Consider the following 18,665-nt stretch of genomic DNA (forward strand, 5'->3'; position numbering starts at 1 on the left):
CGGTGACCCGGGCGGGGTCGGGGTCCCGGCCGGCGGCACCCCGCCCCCGGCTGCTGCGCCTCAGACCCGGCCGCCCCGCTTGGCGGCGTGGTTGGCCCGGCCCTCCGCCGACTTCAGGCGCCAGTCGCGGCGGATCTCCGACCGCAGCCGGGCGTCCGTCTTGGCGACGATCCGCTGGTTCTCCCGCAGGAGCTTGCGGTAGCTCTCCAGGCGGCGGTCCGCGAGCTCGCCGGATTCCAGCGCGGCCAGCACCGCGCAGCCCGGCTCCGCCTCGTGCGCGCAGTCGTGGAAGCGGCAGCGCTCCGCGTACTCCTCGATCTCCGAGAAGACCTGGCCGACCCCGGTCTCGGCGTCCCAGAGCCCGACGCCGCGCAGGCCGGGCGTGTCGATCAGGACGCCGCCGCCCGGCAGGGCGAGCAGGTTGCGCGTGGTGGTGGTGTGCCGGCCCTTGCCATCGACCTCGCGGGCCGCCTGCACCTCCATGACCTCGGCGCCGAGCAGCGCGTTGGCCAGGGTGGACTTGCCGGCGCCCGAGATGCCGAGCAGCACGCTGGTGCCGTCGCCGACGATCGCGGCCAGCACGTCCGTACCCTCCCCCGTGAGGGACGAGACGGTCAGCACCTGGACGCCCGGAGCGGTGGCCTCCACGTCCTGGACCAGGTGCCCCAGCGTCGCCGCGTCCGGGACCAGGTCCGCTTTGGTGAGGACGACCAGCGGCTGCGCCCCCGATTCCCAGGCCAGGGCCAGGAAGCGCTCGATGCGCCCGAGGTCCAGCTCGACGGCGAGGGAGACCGCGATGATGGCGTGGTCGACGTTGGCGGCGAGGATCTGCCCCTCGGACCTCTGCGAGGAGGTGGACCGTACGAAGGCGGTCCGGCGCGGCAGGTACGCCTTCACGTAGCGGGGGTTGCCGGCCGCCTCGACGGCAGCCCAGTCCCCGGTGCAGATGACCCGGAGCGGGTCGTGCGGGGTGACGAAGGCGGTGTCGGCGCGGACGATGCCGTCCGCGGTGATGACGTCGCACTGGCCGCGGTCGACGCGTACGACGCGGCCGGGCAGGAGGCCCTGCTCTGCGTACGGGGCGAACTCGGCCTCCCACGCGTCGTCCCAGCCGAAGGGGGCGAGGGCGTGCGGGAGCGAGGTGTGCGGGAGGGACGGGAAAGCGGAGAAAGACAAGGGAAACCCTTCACAGGGTGGCCCCGGCCGCGGGCGCTCGCTCGGTGGCGGCGCGCGATGAGGTGTGAGGTCAGCCGGAGACCACGGAAGTGACATTGATGGTCTTCTGAGTGCGGGCAGCGCCCTGCGCGATGACAGTCATCAACGAACTCACCTCCGGGTCCATGCACATGCTGGTCGTCCTCCACCGGTCGGCGGGAACGGACCCACCGTAACAAGCCCGCTCCCACCGCCACCACTTCTTTTTCGGGCGGCCTTCCCGTGCGGCAAGGCACCCCCTAGGACTCGCCGGGCGCGGCCCAGGGCCCGTCCGGGTAGGCCGCCTGGGCGCGGCCGACGCCCGCCTCGATGTCCAGGCTGCGGGGCGACCCGGCGTCACGCAGGGCGTCGGGCACGTCGCAGCGGCCGGCTCCGGCCTCGCAGCGGACCTTGAAGCGGGTGGCCGCGGGCACGGTGAGGGCCAGGCGGCCGGAGCCGACGCGGGCCGTGACCTCGTCGGGCGGGGTGACGAAGGTGGCGACGGCCCGCCCCGAGCCGACCCGGATCTCGGCCCGGTCCGAGGAGAGTCCGGTGGCGTGCAGGTGGCCCGAGCCGATCTTGGCGCGCAGGGCGCCGCGCAGCCCGGCGATCTCGACCTGGCCGGAGTCGGCCTCGGTGTCTACGGTGCCGCCCAGGCCGCTGAGCGCGATCCGGCCGGAACGGGTCGTCACCTTGACGGGGATGTCCACGGGTACGGTGACCGCCAGCCGGACCGAACAGCCGGCCCCGGCGGCCGGCCAGAAGTCCTCGCCGGAGCAGTGCGGGGTCAGCCGCAGGGTGTCGCCGAGCCGGCTCTCCTCGATGGTGGGCGCCTTGAGGGACCAGCTGACCGTGGCCCGGTAGCCGACCTGGTGGTCGCCGCGGGGGGTGACGGTGATGTCCGCGTCGCCTCCCACGATCTCCAGCGCGGTCACCGAGCGGCCGTCGCTGCCGCCACTCAGGGTGTCGCTCCGGGTGCTCCCCCAGGACCACACCTGCCAGGTGGCCGGTGCCACCACGAGGACGGCGCTGAGCAGGGCGGCGGTGATCCAGGCCTTGCGGTGCCTGCGGCGGGGCGTTTCGTCCGGGGTCACGGCGTGCGCTCCAGGAAGCGCAGGACCGCGAGGACCCGGCGGTGGTCGCCGTCGGCCGGTGGCAGGTCGAGCTTGGCGAAGATGCTGTTGATGTGTTTGGCCACCGCGCTCTCGCTCACGACGAGTTCGGCCGCGATCCCGGCGTTGGAGCGGCCCTCGGCCATCAGGGCCAGTACCTCGCGCTCGCGCGGGGTGAGCCGGCCCAGCGGGTCCGGGCCGCCGCCGCGGCGCAGCAGGAGCTGGGCGACGACCTGCGGGTCGAGTGCGGTGCCGCCGGAGGCGACGCGGCGCAGGGCGTCTATGAACTCCTCGACGTCGGCGACCCGTTGCTTGAGCAGGTAGCCGATGCCGGCGCGGGTCTGGGTGGCCAGCAGGTCGGCGGCGTAGCGTTCCTCCACGTACTGCGAGAGCAGCAGCACGGCCGTGCCGGGGCTCTCCTGGCGGATCATCAGGGCCGCCCGGACGCCCTCGTCGGTGAAGCCGGGCGGCATCCGCACGTCCACGAGGGCCAGTTCGGGGCGGTGTTCTCCGACGGCGGCGAGCAGACCCTCGGCGTCGCCGGTCTCGGCGACCACCTCGAATCCGGCCATTTCGAGGACTTTGACGAGTCCTATGCGCAGCAGGACGGAGTCCTCGGCGATTACAGCCCGCACGGCAGCTCCACGGTGATGACGGTCGGACCCCCGAGGGGGCTTTCGATCCTGATGGTTCCGTCGACGGACCCTACGCGTTTGCGCAGTCCCACCAGACCGGTGCCGCGGGCGGGGTCGGCGCCGCCCACCCCGTCGTCGGTGACGGTGATCCGCAGCAGGTCCCCGCCGCGACCGGGCCGGTCGGCCGCCGGACTGCGTACGACGTGCACCCGGCAGCGTTCTGCCCGGGCGTGCTTGGCCACGTTGGCCAGCGTCTCCGAGACCACGAAATAGGCGACGGCCTCCACGGTGGCCCCGGGCCGCTGCTCGATGTCCACGGTCAGCTCGACGGGGAACGGGGCCCGGGCGGCGATCCCGGAGAGCGCGGCGTCGAGCCCGCGGTCCTCCAGTACGGCCGGATGCAGGCCCCGTACCAGGTTGTTCAGCTCCTCGATGGCCTCCTTCGCCTCCCGGTGCGCCTCGTCGATGACGGCCTTGGCCTCGGCCGGCAGGTCGGGGAGGGTGGCGCGGGCGATGCCGAGGTTCATGGCCAGGGCGACCAGTCGCTGCTGGGCTCCGTCGTGCAGGTCCCGTTCGATCCGGCGGCGTTCGAGGTCGGCGGCGTCCAGCACCCCGGCCCGGCTCTCCGCGAGGTCCTCGACCCGCCGCTCCAGTTCGCGGGCCCGGTTCGGGCCGAGGAGGGCTGCCGCGGCGACGGCGTCCAGCCGGGTGAAGAGGGCGGCGAGCCAGGGCGCAACGAGCAGCAGCAGGACGCCGCCGCCGGTGATGGTGTCGTAGTCGTTGCCCCAGGCGGGAGTTCGGGTCTCCGTGGGCAGGATCCAGATCCAGCCGTAGATGCAGGTGGCGGCGACGCCGAAGGTCCAGGCGAGCACCACCAGGGCACCGGCGACGGCGGCGAGCGGGCTGACCAGCAGGTGGTAGCCGTACTGCCGCCAGGTCGCCTCGGAGCGCATCCGCCGTACCAGTGCGCTCGGGGTGAACCGGCCGCCCTCCCGTGCGACCTTGGGCACGTCGAGGCCGAGCAGAGCCCGGAACCGGCTGCGCTGGAGCCGGGTGAGGAGCGGGCCGAGCAGCAGGATCAGCAGCGGCGGGATCGTGCCGGGGCCGGGCGCCGTGACGGTGCACGTGAGACCGAGGAACACGGGCAGGGCGGCCGGGATCGCGGCCGCGGTGAAGGCCGTGTTGCGCCAGGCCCATGCCGACCAGGGCGCGTGCGCCGTGATCCAGGTGTACGTACGCCTCGGCGCGCCCCCGCGAATTGCCATGCCCCATACGGTAATCGCACTGATCAGGGGCCTGCCATCGTGCGGGCACCCGCACGGGGGTGTACCTGGCGCCACCCCCGATCCGGATCATGGGGCTACTGATCCGGCGGGCCCGGCCGACGAGGCTGGTGGGGTGCCCGGGGGACGGACCACCGGGCCGGAAGGAGACCCTCGTCATGGCTTTCGCCGCCCCGCAGCCCCGCGCCTGGCGCACCGCCCGCACCGCCCGCACCGCCCGCACGCCTCGCACCGCCCGTACCCCCCGGACGGCGACGGTACTCACCGGCGCCGGACTGGTGTTGCTGCCCTGGGTGGTGGTGCTGGCGAAGACGATGCCGCAGACCACCGAGGTCTCCCACTGGTCCACGGCGTGGATCGGCCTGGACCTGATGCTGGCCGCCGGGCTGACCGGGACCGGGGCGCTGCTGCGCAGGCGAGATCCCCGGGCGTCCCCGGTCGCGGCGGCGACGGCCGCGCTGCTGGTGATGGACGCCTGGTTCGACGTCACGACCTCGGCCGGGACCGGCGGTCAGGGGGTGGCGCTGCTGCTGGCGGCGGGCGCGGAGCTGCCGTTGGCGGTCGCCTGCGCGGTGGTGGCGGCGCGCCGGCCGCGCTGATGCCGGTACGTGACACGGCGCGGCCGGTGTCCGATTCGTTCAAGACGGACGGGCGGTGCCCGCCTAGCCTGCTGCCATGACTCCTCGACTCGACCTGATCGGCATGGTGGTCTCCGACATGGCCGCCTCGCTCGCCTTCTACCGCCGCCTCGGGCTGGACGTCCCGGCCGAGGCCGACGGCCTGCCGCACGTGGAGGCCGTCCTGCCCGGGGGCCTGCGGATCGCGTGGGACACGGAGGACACCGTCCGCTCCTTCGACCCGTCATGGACCCCGCCCACCGGTGACGGCCGCCGGGACCTGGCCTTCCTGTGCGACTCCCCCGCCGAGGTGGACGCGCTCTACGCCGAACTGACCGCCGCCGGGCACACCGGGCATCTGAAGCCCTGGGACGCCTTCTGGGGCCAGCGCTACGCCGTCGTCCTCGACCCGGACGGCTGCGGGGTCTCGCTCTTCGCCCCGTCGGCTCCGGCGGCGTAGGCCCGCAGGGTCGTCCCGGCCAGCGCCCGCACCTCGCGCGAGAGATGCGCCTGGTCGGCGTACCCGGCGACCGAGGCGACCTCGGCGTACGGCAGGCCAGCGCGGGCCAGGGGCAGGGCGCGGCGCAGCCGCAGGATGCGGCCGAGCGTCCGGGGGCCGTACCCGAAGGCGTCGAGCGAGCGCCGGTGCAGCTGCCGCTCGCCGAGGCCGACGGCGCGGGCGATGGCGGCCACCGCCTCCCCCGCGCGGAGCCGGGCCGCGACCTCGGCGGCCAGCGGGTCGGGCGCCCCGGCATCGGCGGCGCGGGCGCGGGCCAGTGCTTCGAGTCCCGCGCGCGCGTCCCCGTACCCCTCGACCAGCCCGGACGCCCGGCGTGCGGCGCGGGCGGGCCACAGGTCGGTCAGCTCGACGCGCCGGTCCCGCAGTGCGTGCGCCGGTACGCCGATCAGCGCGGGCGCGGTGCCCGGCGCGAGCCGGATCCCGGCGAAGGCGCCGCCGGGGACCTCCCCGGCCGGATGCGGCCCGGTGTCGGGTCCGGCCACCAGCAGCCGCCCGTCGGCCCAGAGCAGGTCCATGCAGCCGTCGGGCAGCACCACCGAGCCGCCGCCCGCGGTGGCGCGCCACAGCACGGCTCCGGGGACGGCCGCGGACACCGCTTCCTCGTACACCACTCCAGGTTAAGGACCGGGCGTCCCTTTCGGATCAGGCCCGGCTCTTTCGGATCAGGCCCGGCGCGCCTCGGTGGGGCGGGAGGGCGCCGGTGGAGGATCGGTGGGGCGGCGGATGCGGCCGATGCGGGCCGCATCCGCCGCGTCCGCGGCATCCCCTTTCCCCGCCCCGTGAAGAGGTCCGGACGTGAACCTGCCCGACGACGACCCGCCGCCGCGTCCCGACGGGGCGGCCGGCGGCCGCTACGGCGAGGCGGTGTTCCGGCCGGAGCTGGCGGGCGAGGACGACCGCATCGACCTCGGCGCGCTCGCCTACGACGACTTCACGCTGGCACGGCTGCGCGCGCTGGGCGCCGGGCCGGGCTGGCGCTGCCTGGACGTGGGCGCGGGAACCGGTACGGTCGCCCGGCTCCTCCTGGACCGGGCCGGGGTCTCGGAGGTCCTCGCCGTCGACCGGGACACGGCCTTCCTCAAGGCCCACCCGGCGCCCGGGCTCACTCCGCTGGAGGCGGACATCACCGCCCTGGACTTCAGCCCGGGGCGGTTCCAGCTGGTGCACGCCCGATTCGTGCTGATGCACCTGCGGAACTGGCCGCGGATGATCGGCAAGCTCGCCTCCCTGGTCGCCCCGGGGCGGTGTCCTGGTCCTCGGCGACGCGGTCGACCTGACCACCCCGGCCGCGCCGGCGACCACGTACGGCCGGGTGATGCGGGCGATGTGGCAGGGGCTCGGGGACAGCCTGGGCACCGACGTCTCCTGGGTACCGGGCTATCCCGAGCACCTGCGGGAGGCCGGTCTGCTGTCCGTGGGGGCCGAGATCCTCGTCCCCCCGCTGCTGCCCGGCAGCCCCATCAGCCGGTTCTGGGCCGGTACGTGGGAGCGTGCGCGGGGGCCGATGACGGCCACCGGGCTCGTCGACGACGCGGAGATCGACGCGGCGATCCGCTACCTGGAGTCACCGGACTGCGCCGCGCTCTCCCCCGGCCTGCTCACCGCGTGGGGGGTGAAGGGCCCGACCTGACCGGGAAGCCACCCCCCAGGGGGGGTGTCCGGCCCGGTGGGCTCAGTGCTTGCGCAGCCGGGAGTGGTAGTCCTCGGGCGGCAGGAACTTCGACCACCGCTCCGGGAACTCCGACGGCATCGCGTCGTCCTCGTCGTCCTCCGACTCGCCCTCCGCCATCGCCCGCCAGGCGGCGGCCCGCGCGATCAGCTGGGCAGCCTCCGCCTCCCGGGCCCGCTCGTTCGCCTCGCGCGCCGCCGCCGTGGCCACGGAGGGCCAGACCCGGTCGATCGCCGCGTTGACGGCGGCCCCGACGAGCACCGCGAAGGCCGAGATGCCGATCCACAGGAGTACGGCCACGGGCGCGGCCAGTGATCCGTAGATCGTCGGCCCCTCCACCGTGTTGGTGAGGTAGATCCGCAGCAGGAACGAGCCCAGCACCCACATGGCGAGGGCCACCAGCGCCCCGGGCACGTCCTCGATCCACGGCGAGCGCACGGGCACGGACACGTGGTAGAGCGTCGTGAGGAAGGCGATGGACAGCAAGGTCACGGTCGGCCAGTACAGGACCGCGATCACTTCGGTGCCCCAGGGCACCAGCCGGACGACCGCGTCCGGCCCCACCACCATCAGCGGCAGCACGATCGCGCCGATCAGCAGGGCGATGATGTAGAGCAGGAAGGCCAGCAGCCGGGTCTTGACGATGCCGCGCTGGCCGTCGAGCCCGTACATCACGGTGATGGTGTCGATGAAGACGTTCACGGCGCGCGATCCGGACCAGAGGGCGAAGGCGAAGCCGAGCGAGATCAGGTCGGGGCGGCCGCGCCCGGTGACGTCGTCGAGCAGGGGCCGCGCGATGTCGTTGACGCCCCGGTCGGAGAGGACCGTGCCGACCGCCGCCAGGATGTTCTCCTCGATGCTTTCGACGGTGCGGGTGTCCGTCCAGCCGTCCACGTAGCCGAGCAGACCCAGCAGGCCCAGGAAGAGCGGGGGCAGCGAGAGCAGCGTGAAGAACGCCGCCTCGGCCGCGAGCCCGAGGATCCGGTACTCGATGCACGAGTTGACGGTGTCCTTCAGCAGCAGCCAGCCCATCTTCCGCATCGAGACGTTGCGGTAAAGGGCACGGGCCCGGTGGAGCCGTCCTGGGATCCGCTCGGGTGTTTCTTTTGCTGGCTGCACGTCCTTACGGTATCCGCATGGCAGCCACCACCCACACAGTCAGCAACCAGGCCCCGCCCCTGGTGGGGTACGACGTCTACGGCGGCGATCGGGCCCTCACCGAGGGCGTCGAGCGTCACCTGGCCTCCGCGGATCCCGAACTCCTCGGCGAGGTAAGGCAGGAGCTCACCGACCTCGGGCAGGCGGCGGGTTCCGCGCAGGCCCAGGAATGGGGTGTGCAGTCGAACGAGAATCCGCCCAGGCTGCGGACGCACGACCGGTACGGGAACCGGATCGACGAGGTCGATTTCCACCCGGCCTGGCACCGGCTGCTCGGGCACGCCGTGACGTCCGGGCTCACCGACGCCTGGGGGCGTCCGGCCGGGCATCTGCGCCGGGCCGCCGGGTTCTTCATCTGGTCGCAGGCCGAGGCCGGGCACGGCTGCCCGGTCTCGATGACGCACGCCGCCGTGCCGGCGCTGCGCACCGATCCGGTGCTCGCCGCCGAATGGGAGCCGCGCCTGACCTCGCACGTGTACGAGCAGGGGCTGCGGCCGGCCGCAGAGAAGGGCGGTGTGCTCTTCGGCATGGGGATGACGGAGAAGCAGGGCGGCAGCGACGTACGGGCGAACACGACGGCCGCGGTGCCGCTGGACGCGTCCGGCGAGTACCTGCTGACCGGGCACAAGTGGTTCTGCTCGGCGCCGATGTGCGACGGCTTCCTGGTGCTGGCGCAGGCCCCGGGCGGACTGACGTGCTTCCTGGTGCCGCGGGTGCTGCCGGACGGTACGCGCAACGTCTTCGCGATCCAGCGGCTGAAGGACAAGCTGGGCAACAAGTCGAACGCGTCGAGCGAGGTGGAATTCGACGGAACGTGGGCGCGGCGGGTCGGTGAGGAGGGCCGCGGGGTGCGGACCATCATCGAGATGGTCGCGGCGACCCGGCTGGACTGCGTGATCGGCTCGGCCTCGCTGATGCGGCAGGCGCTGTCCCAGGCCGTACACCACGCGGAGCACCGCTCTGCTTTCGGAGCACCGCTCATCGACCAGCCGCTGATGCGCAACGTGCTCGCCGACCTCGCCCTGGAGTCGGAGGCCGCCACCACCTTGACCCTGCGGCTGGCGGCCGCCAACGACGCCGGGACGGAGCAGGAGAAGGCCTTCCTGCGCCTCGCCGTGCCCGCCGCCAAGTACTGGGTGACCAAGCGCTGTACGCCGATGGTGGCGGAGGCCCTGGAATGTCTGGGGGGCAACGGCTACGTCGAGGAGTCGGGGCTGCCCAGACTGCTGCGCGAATCCCCGCTGAACTCCATCTGGGAGGGCTCGGGCAACGTGCAGGCGCTGGACGTACTGCGCGCCCTGCAGCGCGAGCCGCACGCCCTGAACGCCTTCCTCCAGGAGGTCGGCCTGGCCCGGGGCGCGGACCACCGGCTGGATTCGGCCATCAAGGACCTGCTGACGGATCTCGCGGATCTGGACGGGATCGAGGCACGGGCCCGCCGCGTCGTCGAGCGCATGGCGCTGGTGCTCCAGGGGTCGCTGCTGGTGCGCTGGGCCCCGCCGGAGGTCGCGGACGCCTTCTGCGCCTCGCGGCTGGGCGGCGACTGGGGCGCGGCCTTCGGCACGCTGCCGCACACCCTCGACCTGCGATCGGTGGTGGAACGGGCGCGGATCCAGGGCTAGGAGAGAGCCCCCGTCGGGCTCCACGGCGGTCCCCAAACCGCTCCCAGCCGGGATCCGGGCCCATCACCGGGTACAGGGGTGGCGCCGCGCCGACTCGGCACCACCCCTGATCCGAAGCCCCGAGGAGGAGCCTGCACGCCGCTCTGCGGCGTCCGGACAGTTTCGGTCGGCCGACCGGGACTTGGCGAGAGTTGCATACCGTTGCAACCTTTGAGTCGGCAGCCGTCCGTCGGGGTGCCCGGGGAAGCGGCACGCGCCTACCGCCCGGGCGGCTTGCGTCGTACGTCCTGTTCGCACGGGGAGGTTCCGGTGGCCGACACCACAGGCAGCACGGTCGATGTCGCACGCATCTCGGCCATGGACGCGCGGGCCGCGGCGCGTCTGCTCAAGGGCGTGCGGGCGGCCGCGCTGGCCGGGGACCGCCCGCCGGCCGCGCCCCGGCCGGAGATCGCGGAGTCCTGGCGCCGGATGCTGGCCGGCGGGGTGCATCCGGACCGGGACGCGCGCTCGCGGATGCTGTCGGCCGCCGAGACCGAGGAGCGGCGGCACGTCTCGCCGCTGCGGGAGATCCTGCCGGTGCTGCGTGAGGGGCTGCTGCCCGCCCTGGACGAGGCCCTGCACATCATGGTCGTCGCCGACGCGGACGGGCGGCTGCTCTGGCGGGAGGGCCACTCCTCCATCCTGCGCAAGGCGGACCGGCTCGGCTTCGCGGTCGGGGCCGACTGGGACGAGGCCGTCGTCGGCACCAACGGGGTCGGCACCGCCCTGGTGGCCCGGCGCCCGGTGCAGGTGTTCTCGGCCGAGCACTTCGTCTCCAGCCACCACGACTGGACCTGCGCCGGGGCGCCCGTACGGGACCCGCGCGACGGGCGGCTGCTGGGCGTGGTCGACGTCAGCGGTCCGCTGGCCACCATGCACCCGGCGACGCTGGCGTGGGTCAGCTCGGTGGCCCGGCTCGCGGAGCGGGAGCTGCGGCTGCGCCACCTGGAGTCGCTGGAGCGGCTGCGGACGGTGGCGGCCCCGCTGCTGGCCCGGCTGCCGGGACGGGCGCTGGCCGTGGACCCGAACGGCTGGACGGCGGCGGTCACGGGCCTGGCCCCGGCGGAGCGGATCCCGCTGCCGAAGGCCTTCGGGCCGGGCCGGGTGTGGGTGCCGCGGCTCGGGGAGTGCGTGGTGGAGCCGCTGCCCGGCGGCTGGCTGCTGCGGGTCACCCAGGACCGTCACAGCACGGCGGCGACCCGGATCGTCCTGGACCTCAGCCGGGCGGGATGCTGGTCGGCGACGGTGTACGGACCTTCCGGGAGCTGGTCGCAGGAGCTGAGCCCGCGCCACGCCGAGCTGCTGTTCCTGCTGACGGAGAGCCCGCGGGGGTGCTCGGCGGCGGAGCTGGCCGGGGAGCTGTTCGGGGATCCGACGCGCACGGTGACGGTCCGCGCGGAGCTGTCCCGGGTACGCCGCCACTTCGCGGGCGTCCTCACCCACCGGCCGTACCGGTTCGCGGAGGACGTGGAGGTGGAACTGATCCGGCCCGAGGACCCGGCGGCGCTGCTCCCGCACTCGACCGCGCCCGCGGTGGTCCGGGCCCGCCTCGGCCGGACGGGGCCCGGCATGATTCCCTGAGCTGCATGAGCACCATCACTCTCACCACCTGGTCGCTGGAGATGACCTCTCCGGCGGACCTCGTCCCGGCGGCTCCGGCGGGTCCGGAGATATCCATCGCACGGGCGGAGGTCCCCTCCCCCGAGTTCAGCCGCTTCCTGTACGCCTCGGTGGGCGGCGACATCCACTGGACGGACCGGCTCTCCCTGACCCGCGCACAGTGGGTGGAGCAGCTGGAGCGGCCGGGGGTGGAGACCTGGGTCGCGTACGACCGGGGCACGCCGGCCGGGTACGTGGAGCTCGACCCGCAGGGCGACGGCGTGGTGGAGATCATGTACTTCGGCCTCCTCCCCGACTTCCGCGGCCGCCGCATCGGCGGGCACCTGCTGTCGGTGGGCGTCGCCCGCGCGTGGTCCCTCGCGGAGCGCTGGCCGGATCGGGAGCCGACCCGGCGGGTGTGGGTGCACACGTGCAGTCAGGACGGGCCGACGGCGATGAGCAACTACGAGCGGCGCGGCTTCAAGGTCTTCAAGACGGAGACGGAGTCCAAGGTGGAAACCCCGACCCCCGGCCCCTGGCCCGGCGCGTAGCCCCTCCGGGGCCGGTCGGCCGGTGGGGCTTGATTTCAGCCCCGCCGGCGTTTGAGGCGCGGGGTCTGGGGCGGAGCCCCAGGGCCGGCGGGGCCGGGTTCGGTAGGTGACCCCCGTCACGCTGTCCCACGGGTCGAGACGAGTTCGTCCGAATCGTGGACAGTAGTGGACTCCTCCAATCGGCACATGACACGCTTCCGCCATGAATGGAGCTGGAATTGCCTTGGTGAGTCGGCGGCACGTCGACCTCGGCCGCATGTCCAGCGCCATCTGTCCGGCGCGCTGACGGAACCAGCCACGCCGCACATCGCCGTCGTCCCCGCCGCCGCGGACGCGCCGATCACCCGCTAGCCCCCTGAGGCCGTAGTACCGCCCTGCCCGCCGGCAACCCCGGCGCGGAGCGGGAATCAGCCACACCCGCTCGGAGCCGCCGAGCCCGCAGGGGAGCGCCGCCGCCTCCCCCTGCCCTTGCCTCGATCGAGCCGCCGAAGAAGGACGTACCGCCATGGCCGCCACCCCCGAAACGCCCGCAGCCGCACCCGCAGCCGCCGCGCGCCGCAAGACCGGCCGTCACCGCGGCGAGGGCCAGTGGGCCGTCGGACACCACACGCCCCTCAACGGCAACGAGCAGTTCAAAAAGGACGACGACGGTCTCAACGTGCGGACACGCATCGAGACGATCTACTCCAAGCGCGGCTTCGACTCGATCGACCCCAACGACCTGCGCGGCCGTATGCGCTGGTGGGGCCTCTACACCCAGCGCAAGCCCGGGATCGACGGCGGCAAGACCGCGATCCTGGAGCCGGAGGAGCTGGACGACGAGTACTTCATGCTGCGCGTCCGCATCGACGGCGGCCGGCTGACCACCGAGCAGCTCCGCGTGATCGGCGAGATCTCGGAGGAGTTCGCGCGCGGCACCGCCGACCTCACCGACCGCCAGAACGTGCAGTACCACTGGATCCGGATCGAGGACGTCCCGGAGATCTGGCACCGGCTGGAGGCCGTCGGCCTGTCCACCACCGAGGCCTGCGGTGACACGCCCCGCGTCATCCTCGGTTCGCCCGTCGCCGGCATCGCCCAGGACGAGATCATCGACGGCACGCCCGCCATCGACGAGATCTACCGCCGCATCGTGGGCAACAAGGACTTCTCCAACCTGCCCCGCAAGTTCAAGTCCGCGATCTCCGGCTCGCCGCTGCTCGACGTGGCGCACGAGATCAACGACATCGCGTTCGTGGGCGTGGAGCACCCCGAGCACGGTCCCGGCTTCGACGTCTGGGTCGGCGGCGGTCTGTCCACCAACCCCAAGCTGGGTGTGCGCCTGGGTACCTGGGTCTCGCTCGACGAGGTCCCGGACGTCTACGAGGGCGTCATCTCGATCTTCCGCGACTACGGCTACCGCCGGCTGCGCAACCGCGCCCGCCTGAAGTTCCTCGTCGCCGACTGGGGCCCGGCCAAGTTCCGCCAGGTCCTGGAGGACGAGTACCTGAAGCGCAAGCTGACCGACGGCCCCGCGCCCGCGCAGCCGAGCGGCCAGTGGCGCGACCACGTGGGCGTCCACCAGCAGAAGGACGGCAGGTTCTACGTCGGCTTCGCGCCCCGCGTGGGCCGCGTGGACGGTGCCACCCTGACCAAGATCGCGGACGTGGCCGCTCAGCACGGCTCCGGCCGCCTGCGCACCACCGCCGAGCAGAAGATGATCGTGCTCGACATCGAGGCCGACCAGGTCGACTCGGTGGTCGGGGCGCTGGAGGCGCTGGACCTGCGGGTCAAGCCGTCCCCGTTCCGCCGCGGCACGATGGCCTGCACCGGCATCGAGTTCTGCAAGCTGGCCATCGTCGAGACCAAGGCGCGCGGCGCCTCGCTGATCGACGAGCTGGAGCGCCGCCTGCCGGACTTCGCCGAGCCGCTCACCATCAACATCAACGGCTGCCCGAACGCCTGCGCCCGTATCCAGGTGGCGGACATCGGTCTCAAGGGCCAGCTGGTCCTGGACGACGACGGCAACCAGGTGGAGGGCTACCAGGTCCACCTGGGCGGCGCCCTCGGCCTGGAGGCCGGCTTCGGCCGCAAGGTCCGCGGCCTCAAGGTCACCTCGGCCGGTCTGCCCGACTACGTCGAACGGGTCGTCAAGCACTACGAGGAGCAGCGCGAGGACGGCGAGCGCTTCGCGGCGTGGGTCGCCCGCGCGGACGAGAAGAGCCTCTCGTGAGCGAGCGCGCCGCACCGTTCTACTGCCCCTACTGCGGCGACGAGGACCTGTTTCCCAACGAGACGGGTCACGGCGCGTGGGAATGCAGGGCCTGCAACCGAGCCTTCCAGCTGAAGTACCTCGGGCTGCTGGCCCGGGGCGTTCAGTCGGATTCGGCGGGATCAGCGGGATCAGCGGGAGGGGACGGGATATGACCACGACTCAAGACGTGCGTCTCACGGCCGGGGAGCTCAAAGCACTGGCCGAGCAGGCGGGCCGGGACCTGGAGGACGCCTCGGCGCCGGACATCCTGCGCTGGGCGGTCGACACCTTCGGCAAGAAGTTCGCCGTGACCTCCTCCATGGAGGACGCGGTCGTCGCCCACCTGGCCTCGCGGGTCCTCCCCGGTGTGGACGTGGTCTTCCTCGACACGGGCTACCACTTCGAGGAGACCATCGGCACCCGTGACGCGGTCGAGGCCGTGATGGACGTCAACGTCATCACGCTGACCCCGCGTCAGAGCGTCGCCGAGCAGGACGCCGAGTACGGGCCGAAGCTGCACGACCGGGACCCCGACCTGTGCTGCGCGCTGCGCAAGGTCAGGCCGCTGGAAGAGGGCCTGACGGCGTACGCCGCGTGGGCGACGGGCCTGCGCCGCGACGAGTCCCCGACCCGGGCGAACACCCCGGTGGTCGGCTGGGACGAGAAGCGGCAGAAGGTCAAGGTCTCCCCGATCGCCCGCTGGACCCAGGACGACGTGGACGCGTACGTCGCCGAGCACGGCGTGCTCACCAACCCGCTGCTGATGGACGGTTACGCCTCCGTCGGCTGCGCCCCCTGCACCCGCCGCGTGGCGGAGGGCGAGGACGCGCGGGCCGGCCGGTGGGCCGGGCGGGGCAAGACCGAGTGCGGACTGCACGGCTGATGACGACGACCGGCGAAGAACTTACGGAGACAGAGCAGATGAGCGTGAGCGACCAGGGCGCCACCGTGTGGCTGACCGGGCTGCCGAGCGCGGGCAAGACCACCATCGCCTACGCGCTGGCCGAGCGGCTGCGCGCCGGGGGCCACCGGGTGGAGGTGCTCGACGGGGACGAGATCCGCGAGTTCCTCTCCGCGGGCCTGGGCTTCACCCGCGAGGACCGGCACACCAACGTGCAGCGGATCGGCTTCGTCGCGGAGCTCCTCGCGAGCAACGGGGTCAAGGCGCTGGTGCCGGTGATCGCACCGTTCGCGGACAGCCGTGAGGCCGTCCGCAAGCGGCACGCCGCCGAGGGCACCTCGTACCTGGAGGTCCACGTCGCCACCCCGGTCGAGGTCTGCTCGGAGCGTGACGTCAAGGGCCTGTACGCCAAGCAGGCGGCGGGCGAGATCTCCGGTCTGACTGGGGTCGACGACCCGTACGAGGCTCCGGAATCCCCGGACCTGCGTATCGAGTCGCACACGCAGACCGTGCAGGAGTCGGCTTCGGCCCTGCACGCGCTGCTCACCGAGAGGGGTCTGGCATGACGACGACCGTCGCACACGTCCACGACGAGACGGATGCGCCCTACGCGCTGTCGCACCTCGACGCCCTCGAGTCCGAGGCCGTGCACATCTTCCGCGAGGTGGCGGGCGAGTTCGAGAAGCCGGTGATCCTCTTCTCCGGCGGCAAGGACTCCATCGTCATGCTGCACCTGGCGCTGAAGGCGTTCGCGCCGGCGCCGGTGCCGTTCACGCTGCTGCACGTCGACACGGGCCACAACTTCCCCGAGGTGCTGGAGTACCGCGACCGTGCGGTCGAGAAGCACGGCCTTCGCCTGCACGTGGCCTCCGTCCAGGAGTACATCGACGCGGGCAAGCTGCGCGAGCGCCCGGACGGCACCCGCAACCCGCTGCAGACCCTGCCGCTGACCGAGGCGATCCAGAGCCTGAAGTTCGACGCCGTCTTCGGCGGCGGCCGCCGCGACGAGGAGAAGGCCCGCGCGAAGGAGCGGGTGTTCAGCCTCCGCGACGAGTTCTCGCAGTGGGACCCGCGCCGCCAGCGCCCCGAGCTGTGGCAGCTCTACAACGGCCGCCACGCCCCCGGCGAGCACGTGCGCGTCTTCCCGCTCTCGAACTGGACCGAGCTGGACGTCTGGCAGTACATCGCCCGCGAGGGCATCGAGCTGCCGGAGATCTACTTCGCCCACGAGCGCGAGGTGTTCCTGCGCAACGGCATGTGGCTGACGGCCGGCGAGTGGGGCGGCCCGAAGGAGAGCGAGACGCCCGAAACGCGTCTCATCCGCTACCGGACCGTCGGTGACATGTCCTGCACCGGCGCCGTCGACTCCGACGCCGTCACGCTGGACGCCGTGATCGCCGAGATCGCCGTCTCCCGCCTCACCGAGCGGGGCGCGACCCGCGCCGACGACAAGATGTCCGAGGCCGCGATGGAAGACCGCAAGCGCGAAGGGTACTTCTAGAAATGACCAGCACCACCGAGCAGTTCGCCGATGTGTCGGCGACCACCCTGCTGCGCTTCGCGACCGCCGGTTCCGTCGACGACGGCAAGTCCACCCTGGTGGGCCGGCTGCTGCACGACTCCAAGTCGGTCCTGACCGACCAGATGGAGGCCGTCGAGGCCGTCTCCGCCCAGCGCGGTCAGGACGCCCCCGACCTCGCGCTGCTGACCGACGGCCTGCGGGCCGAGCGGGAGCAGGGCATCACCATCGACGTCGCGTACCGCTACTTCGCCACCGCGCGCCGCCGGTTCATCCTCGCGGACACCCCCGGGCACGTGCAGTACACCCGGAACATGGTCACCGGCGCCTCCACCGCCGACCTGGCCGTGGTCCTCGTCGACGCCCGCAACGGCGTCATCGAGCAGACCCGCCGGCACGCGGCCGTGGCCGCGCTGCTGCGCGTCCCGCACGTGGTCCTGGCCGTCAACAAGATGGACCTGGTGGGCTACCAGGAGTCGGTCTTCGCCGCCATCGCCGAGGAGTTCACCGCGTACGCCTCGGACCTGGGCGTCCCGGAGATCACCGCGATCCCGATCTCGGCCCTGGCCGGTGACAACGTGGTGGAGGCGTCCGCCAACATGGACTGGTACGGCGGCCCGACGGTGCTGGAGCACCTGGAGACCGTCCCGGTCAGCCACGACCTCACGGCCTGCCCGGCGCGTTTCCCGGTGCAGTACGTGATCCGTCCGCAGTCCGCCGAGCACCCCGACTACCGCGGCTACGCGGGCCAGATCGCCTCCGGCGTCCTGCGCGTCGGCGAGGCCGTGACGGTCCTGCCGTCCGGCCGGACCTCGGTCATCGAGGGCATCGACGCACTCGGCGAGAGCGTGGACATCGCCTGGGCCCCGCAGTCGGTGACGCTGCGCCTCGCGGACGACATCGACATCTCTCGCGGCGACCTGATCGCGCCGTCCGCGAACGCGCCGGCCACCACGCAGGACGTCGAGGCGACGGTGTGCCACGTGGCCGACCAGCCGCTGGCCGTCGGCGCCCGGGTGCTGATCAAGCACACGACGCGCACGGTCAAGGCGATCGTCAAGGAGATCCCCTCGCGGCTGACCCTGGACGACCTGTCCCAGCACCCGAACCCCGGGCAGCTGGTGGCCAACGACATCGGCCGTGTCGTCGTCCGTACCGCCGAGCCGCTCGCGCTCGACGCGTACGCCGACTCGCGCCGCACCGGGTCCTTCCTGCTGATCGACCCGGCCGACGGAACGACGCTGGCGGCCGGCATGGCGGGCGAGTCCTTCGCCTCCAAGGCCGAGACGACCGTGCAGGCGGACGAAGAAGGGTGGGACTTCTAGATCATGCCCGCCGACATCTACTCCACCTTCGCCAAGGAGGGCGGCCGCGTAGGCAGCGGCCGCCTCGGCAGCGGCCAGGGAGGGGTGGCGCGATGTGCGCGATGACGTACGCGCACCGCATGCGCGCCCACACCCCCGACCAGCCGTTTCCGCCATCGCTCCACGAACGAAGACGCGCGTCATGAGATGACGCCGTCACGAGAGGAAGTCCTCCCGTGCCTGCCAACGCCAGCACCCGCACCGCCTTCCGCCGCGGCATCGTCGCCGCCGCCGCCCTGCCGCTCCTGATCGGTGCGCTCGCTTCCTGCGGCTACGGCTCCGAGGCCAAGAAGGAGGACGACAAGTCCGCCAACACCGCGGCCGATGCCGGCAAGAAGCTCTCCGCCTCCGAGGTCCGTATCGGGTACTTCCCCAACCTGACGCACGCCACCGCGCTGGTCGGCCTCCAGGAAGGCCTGATCGAGAAGGAACTGAACGGCACCAAGATCAAGCCGCAGTCCTTCAACGCCGGCCCCTCCGAGATCGAAGCCCTCAACGGCGGCTCTCTCGACATCGGCTTCATCGGCCCCTCCCCCTCCATCAACGGCTACGTGAAGTCCAAGGGCTCCAACCTGCGCATCATCTCCGGATCCGCCTCCGGCGGCGTCAAGCTCGTCGTGAACCCGGACAAGATCAAAACCCTCGACGA

General features: G+C 72.7%; 19 protein-coding genes and 1 pseudogene. 14 read left to right on the forward strand and 6 right to left on the reverse strand.

All coding sequences use genetic code 11. The features are described from left to right. Nucleotides 1–60 precede the first annotated feature (60 nt). From rsgA to ACFY0D_RS17070, 4 genes are all read right to left on the reverse strand, one after another. Entirely contained in the window at nucleotides 61–1,176 is a 1,116-nt protein-coding gene (gene rsgA / locus ACFY0D_RS17055; protein ID WP_390799075.1) for a ribosome small subunit-dependent GTPase A, read from the reverse strand. A gap of 278 nt (nucleotides 1,177–1,454) precedes the next feature. Next, nucleotides 1,455–2,288: a hypothetical protein gene (locus tag ACFY0D_RS17060; RefSeq protein ID WP_390799076.1), complete on the reverse strand. Its 834-nt coding sequence runs from the start codon at nucleotides 2,286–2,288 to the stop codon at nucleotides 1,455–1,457. After that, nucleotides 2,285–2,941, reverse strand: coding sequence for a response regulator (locus ACFY0D_RS17065; RefSeq protein ID WP_390799077.1), 657 nt, complete (start codon nucleotides 2,939–2,941; stop codon nucleotides 2,285–2,287). Before ACFY0D_RS17065 ends, ACFY0D_RS17060 begins: the two co-directional genes overlap by 4 nt. Continuing rightward, nucleotides 2,929–4,206 (reverse strand): histidine kinase, encoded by a 1,278-nt coding sequence (locus ACFY0D_RS17070; RefSeq protein WP_390799078.1) that lies wholly within the window; start codon nucleotides 4,204–4,206, stop codon nucleotides 2,929–2,931. The genes ACFY0D_RS17065 and ACFY0D_RS17070 overlap by 13 nt, the downstream gene beginning before the upstream one ends. Before the next feature lie 176 nt (nucleotides 4,207–4,382). Here ACFY0D_RS17070 and ACFY0D_RS17075 point away from each other — a divergent pair, with 176 nt between their 5' ends. Together ACFY0D_RS17075 and ACFY0D_RS17080 are read left to right on the forward strand one after the other, a co-directional pair. Next, the gene (locus ACFY0D_RS17075) at nucleotides 4,383–4,823 is read left to right on the forward strand and encodes a hypothetical protein (protein WP_390799079.1); all 441 of its coding nucleotides are present in this window, start codon (nucleotides 4,383–4,385) and stop codon (nucleotides 4,821–4,823) included. A gap of 76 nt (nucleotides 4,824–4,899) precedes the next feature. Next, nucleotides 4,900–5,301 carry a VOC family protein gene (locus tag ACFY0D_RS17080; protein WP_327382610.1) on the forward strand — a complete coding sequence of 134 codons (402 nt, stop codon included), beginning with the start codon at nucleotides 4,900–4,902 and terminating at the stop codon, nucleotides 5,299–5,301. Here the strand turns inward: ACFY0D_RS17080 and ACFY0D_RS17085 are convergent. Continuing rightward, nucleotides 5,232–5,969 carry a helix-turn-helix domain-containing protein gene (locus ACFY0D_RS17085; protein ID WP_390799080.1) on the reverse strand — a complete coding sequence of 246 codons (738 nt, stop codon included), beginning with the start codon at nucleotides 5,967–5,969 and terminating at the stop codon, nucleotides 5,232–5,234. The two genes, ACFY0D_RS17080 and ACFY0D_RS17085, sit on opposite strands and share 70 nt — an antisense overlap. Nucleotides 5,970–6,162: 193 nt before the next feature. On the opposite strand from ACFY0D_RS17085, the pseudogene ACFY0D_RS17090 reads away from it, so the two are divergent. Next, a pseudogene (locus ACFY0D_RS17090) lies at nucleotides 6,163–6,991 on the forward strand (class I SAM-dependent methyltransferase). A 42-nt stretch (nucleotides 6,992–7,033) separates the two neighbouring features. On the opposite strand, the gene ACFY0D_RS17095 reads toward ACFY0D_RS17090, so the two are convergent. Next, nucleotides 7,034–8,149 carry a YihY/virulence factor BrkB family protein gene (locus ACFY0D_RS17095; RefSeq protein ID WP_301365367.1) on the reverse strand — a complete coding sequence of 372 codons (1,116 nt, stop codon included), beginning with the start codon at nucleotides 8,147–8,149 and terminating at the stop codon, nucleotides 7,034–7,036. A gap of 17 nt (nucleotides 8,150–8,166) precedes the next feature. On the opposite strand from ACFY0D_RS17095, the gene ACFY0D_RS17100 reads away from it, so the two are divergent. The 11 genes from ACFY0D_RS17100 to ACFY0D_RS17150 all read left to right on the forward strand — a co-directional run. Further along, nucleotides 8,167–9,810 (forward strand): acyl-CoA dehydrogenase family protein, encoded by a 1,644-nt coding sequence (locus tag ACFY0D_RS17100; RefSeq protein WP_390799081.1) that lies wholly within the window; start codon nucleotides 8,167–8,169, stop codon nucleotides 9,808–9,810. Between the two features lie 357 nt (nucleotides 9,811–10,167). Further along, nucleotides 10,168–11,430 carry a GAF domain-containing protein gene (locus ACFY0D_RS17105; protein WP_390799100.1) on the forward strand — a complete coding sequence of 421 codons (1,263 nt, stop codon included), beginning with the start codon at nucleotides 10,168–10,170 and terminating at the stop codon, nucleotides 11,428–11,430. Nucleotides 11,431–11,435: 5 nt separating this feature from the next. Further along, on the forward strand, nucleotides 11,436–11,999 hold the full coding sequence (locus ACFY0D_RS17110; protein ID WP_390799082.1) for a GNAT family N-acetyltransferase: 564 nt from the start codon (nucleotides 11,436–11,438) through the stop codon (nucleotides 11,997–11,999). A gap of 202 nt (nucleotides 12,000–12,201) precedes the next feature. Then, nucleotides 12,202–12,285, forward strand: coding sequence for a putative leader peptide (locus ACFY0D_RS17115; RefSeq protein ID WP_312847410.1), 84 nt, complete (start codon nucleotides 12,202–12,204; stop codon nucleotides 12,283–12,285). A 219-nt stretch (nucleotides 12,286–12,504) separates the two neighbouring features. Next, entirely contained in the window at nucleotides 12,505–14,211 is a 1,707-nt protein-coding gene (locus tag ACFY0D_RS17120) for a nitrite/sulfite reductase (protein ID WP_390799083.1), read from the forward strand. Then, nucleotides 14,208–14,405 carry a DpnI domain-containing protein gene (locus tag ACFY0D_RS17125; protein WP_229876770.1) on the forward strand — a complete coding sequence of 66 codons (198 nt, stop codon included), beginning with the start codon at nucleotides 14,208–14,210 and terminating at the stop codon, nucleotides 14,403–14,405. The genes ACFY0D_RS17120 and ACFY0D_RS17125 overlap by 4 nt, the downstream gene beginning before the upstream one ends. After that, complete coding sequence (locus tag ACFY0D_RS17130) at nucleotides 14,402–15,115, forward strand: phosphoadenylyl-sulfate reductase (protein ID WP_390799084.1); 714 nt, start codon at nucleotides 14,402–14,404, stop codon at nucleotides 15,113–15,115. Before ACFY0D_RS17125 ends, ACFY0D_RS17130 begins: the two co-directional genes overlap by 4 nt. Before the next feature lie 38 nt (nucleotides 15,116–15,153). Continuing rightward, entirely contained in the window at nucleotides 15,154–15,699 is a 546-nt protein-coding gene (gene cysC / locus ACFY0D_RS17135; RefSeq protein WP_390799085.1) for an adenylyl-sulfate kinase, read from the forward strand. Next, nucleotides 15,696–16,634, forward strand: a complete 939-nt coding sequence (gene cysD, locus ACFY0D_RS17140) for a sulfate adenylyltransferase subunit CysD (RefSeq protein ID WP_390799086.1) — start codon at nucleotides 15,696–15,698, stop codon at nucleotides 16,632–16,634. The genes cysC and cysD overlap by 4 nt, the downstream gene beginning before the upstream one ends. 2 nt (nucleotides 16,635–16,636) lie before the next feature. Next, on the forward strand, nucleotides 16,637–17,977 hold the full coding sequence (locus ACFY0D_RS17145) for a sulfate adenylyltransferase subunit 1 (RefSeq protein WP_390799087.1): 1,341 nt from the start codon (nucleotides 16,637–16,639) through the stop codon (nucleotides 17,975–17,977). 215 nt (nucleotides 17,978–18,192) lie between these two features. Next, the coding region (locus ACFY0D_RS17150; protein WP_390799088.1) for an ABC transporter substrate-binding protein at nucleotides 18,193–18,665 on the forward strand (473 nt) is incomplete at its 3' end.

Origin of the sequence: Streptomyces sp. NPDC001502, assembly GCF_042894785.1 — a bacterium.
In the GTDB taxonomy this organism is placed as follows: Bacteria; Actinomycetota; Actinomycetes; order Streptomycetales; family Streptomycetaceae; genus Streptomyces; species Streptomyces kutzneri.

Excerpts from the sequence above, each read along its gene's own strand:
- ACFY0D_RS17070 (WP_390799078.1), bottom strand. The coding sequence starts at position 4,206 with ATGGCAATTCGCGGGGGCGCGCCGAGGCGTACGTACACCTGGATCACG.
- ACFY0D_RS17075 (WP_390799079.1), top strand. The coding sequence starts at position 4,383 with ATGGCTTTCGCCGCCCCGCAGCCCCGCGCCTGGCGCACCGCCCGCACC.
- ACFY0D_RS17080 (WP_327382610.1), top strand. The coding sequence starts at position 4,900 with ATGACTCCTCGACTCGACCTGATCGGCATGGTGGTCTCCGACATGGCC.
- ACFY0D_RS17100 (WP_390799081.1), top strand. The coding sequence starts at position 8,167 with ATGGCAGCCACCACCCACACAGTCAGCAACCAGGCCCCGCCCCTGGTG.
- ACFY0D_RS17105 (WP_390799100.1), top strand. The coding sequence starts at position 10,168 with ATGGACGCGCGGGCCGCGGCGCGTCTGCTCAAGGGCGTGCGGGCGGCC.
- ACFY0D_RS17110 (WP_390799082.1), top strand. The coding sequence starts at position 11,436 with ATGAGCACCATCACTCTCACCACCTGGTCGCTGGAGATGACCTCTCCG.
- ACFY0D_RS17115 (WP_312847410.1), top strand. The coding sequence starts at position 12,202 with ATGAATGGAGCTGGAATTGCCTTGGTGAGTCGGCGGCACGTCGACCTC.
- ACFY0D_RS17120 (WP_390799083.1), top strand. The coding sequence starts at position 12,505 with ATGGCCGCCACCCCCGAAACGCCCGCAGCCGCACCCGCAGCCGCCGCG.
- ACFY0D_RS17130 (WP_390799084.1), top strand. The coding sequence starts at position 14,402 with ATGACCACGACTCAAGACGTGCGTCTCACGGCCGGGGAGCTCAAAGCA.
- cysC (WP_390799085.1), top strand. The coding sequence starts at position 15,154 with ATGAGCGTGAGCGACCAGGGCGCCACCGTGTGGCTGACCGGGCTGCCG.
- cysD (WP_390799086.1), top strand. The coding sequence starts at position 15,696 with ATGACGACGACCGTCGCACACGTCCACGACGAGACGGATGCGCCCTAC.
- ACFY0D_RS17145 (WP_390799087.1), top strand. The coding sequence starts at position 16,637 with ATGACCAGCACCACCGAGCAGTTCGCCGATGTGTCGGCGACCACCCTG.